Here is a 2,054-nt window from a genome sequence, read left to right as displayed (position 1 = left end):
GTTGAACACCAGCAAGGTACGCCGCCCGGTGGCGGCACGTACCCAGCGCAGCAAGAAACGGTTGGCGTCGCTGGCCGTCATCGCGAACTGCCATTTCGGCAGACCGAAATGCCGAGCCAGCAATTCACCCACGACGGATGCGTCCTCGTTGGGCAGCATGGTGGTGAGGCCCTGCCGTGCCTGGGTCGCCAGTGCCTCGGTCACGACGGCGGGCGAATGGCCGAACATGGCGCCCGTGTCACCCAGGCAGAAGTCGGCCAGCGTGTGACCGTCCACATCGGTGAGTTGTGCCCCCTGGGCCTGGGCCACGTGCAGCGCGAAAGGCGTCGACCAGTCGTTCATCCAGTGCAGCGGCACGCCGAACATCAGCTGCGGCGCGGCGCGTGCGGACATCACCTGCGACTTCGGGTTGCGTTGCGCGTACTCGGCGCGCTCATGGGCGAGCAAGGCCTGTACGCGTTCGTGCTCGATGCCGGTATGTGGAAGCGTGTGGTTCATGACGGACTCCTCAAACCAGCAGTAACAGGTGCTCTCGTTCCCACGAACTGATCACCCGGTTGTAGGTGGAAAATTCCAGTTCCTTCACCGCGCAGAACGCGTCGACGAAGGTTTCGCCCAGTACCTCCTTCATCGCATCGCAGGCACGCATGGCCTCGATGGCGTTTTCGAGATGGCGCGGCAGTTCGTGGGCGACGTTCCACGCGCTGCCTTCGGTGGGCTCGCTGGGGTGCAGCCGGTCGCGCATGCCGATGTAGCCGCAGGCCAGCGTGGCGGCCATGGCCAGATAGGGATTGGCGTCGACGCCGGGCACGCGGTTTTCAACCCGGCGGGCGCCGGGGCCGGACTTGGGGACGCGGATACCGCAAGTGCGGTTGTCCTGGCCCCAGCGCACGTTGATGGGTGCCGACATGTAGGGCGCCAGCCGCCGGTATGAATTGACGTAGGGCGCCAGCATCGGCATCACCTGCGGGATGTAGGTTTGCAGTCCGCCGATGAAGTGGTGGAAGTGTTCGCTGGCGGTGCCGTCGGTATTGCTGAAGATGTTGCGGCCTTCGCCGTCGTTGATGCTCTGATGAATGTGCATCGCGCTGCCGGGTTCGCCCTCCATGGGTTTGGCCATGAAAGTGGCAAATACGCCGTGACGCAGCGCCGTCTCGCGCACCGTGCGCTTGAACAGGAAAACGCGGTCGGCCAGGTCGAGCGGTTCGCCGTGGCTGAAGTTGATCTCCATCTGCCCCGGGCCGGCCTCGTGGATAAGCGTTTCCACGCCTAGCTGGTGCTGGTCGCAGAAGGCGGACAGTTCCATGAAGAAGGGATCGAAATCGTTCACCGCGTCGATGGAGTAGCTCTGCCGCCCCACCTCGGGCTTTCCGGTGCGCCCCAGCGGCGGCTGCAGCGGCTCGTGCGGGTTCTGATTGCGCGCCACCAGGTAGAACTCCATCTCGGGTGCCACGACGGGCTGCCAGCCGCGTGCTTCGTACAGCGCCAGCACGCGGCGTAGTACGGCGCGGGGCGACAGTTGCACCGGCTGGCCGTCCCATTCCAGGCAGTCGTGGATGACCACGGCCACCGGTTCGGCTGCCCAGGGCACGATGCGCACGGTGGCGGCGTCGGGCTTGCAGACCATGTCGGGGTCGGTGTCGCCGACGAAGGGGCTGTTGTCGGGCTGTTGCCCGTTCACGGTGTTGAGCAGCACGCTCTTGGGGATGCGCATCTCGCCCGACGCCGTGAACAGATCGCGCGGCAGGATCTTGCCGCGCGCGATGCCCGTCATGTCGGGGATGACACACTCCACCTCGCGGATGCGGTGCCGGGTCAGGAAGTCGCTCAAAGCGTCGTTCATCGCATGTCACTCATGATGTGATCACAACATTGTGTGTTTATCGATGATATCTCGAAAATAATCATGTTTGTGATCACAAATTCATCCCAATGAACTACAGGACAACTCGCGACAGCGCGAACACCTCCGGTCGCAGGTCCATGAGCATCCCTTGGGTACGGTTGTGCTGACCGACCCTCTCCAGCCGTTTTCAGCGTCGAATAGCAAATGG

At 63.7% G+C, this 2,054-nt stretch carries 2 protein-coding genes; both read right to left on the bottom strand.

What is annotated here, in order from left to right:
* Nucleotides 1-498: aminotransferase class III-fold pyridoxal phosphate-dependent enzyme (locus JMF90_RS34885; protein WP_201326143.1), on the bottom strand; the 498-nt coding region annotated here is incomplete at its 3' end.
* 10 nt (nucleotides 499-508) lie between these two features.
* Nucleotides 509-1,843 carry a glutamine synthetase family protein gene (locus JMF90_RS34880; protein WP_011694940.1) on the bottom strand — a complete coding sequence of 445 codons (1,335 nt, stop codon included), beginning with the start codon at nucleotides 1,841-1,843 and terminating at the stop codon, nucleotides 509-511.
* Nucleotides 1,844-2,054: the final 211 nt, after the last annotated feature.

Source organism: Burkholderia sp. E168m23, from assembly GCF_016586125.1.
GTDB classification, from domain to species: domain Bacteria; phylum Pseudomonadota; class Gammaproteobacteria; order Burkholderiales; family Burkholderiaceae; genus Burkholderia; species Burkholderia orbicola.
Note: the sequence above shows the minus strand (reverse complement) of the source record. Positions and strands in the feature narration are given on the sequence as shown.

Excerpts from the sequence above, each read along its gene's own strand:
- JMF90_RS34880 (WP_011694940.1), bottom strand. The coding sequence starts at position 1,843 with ATGAACGACGCTTTGAGCGACTTCCTGACCCGGCACCGCATCCGCGAG.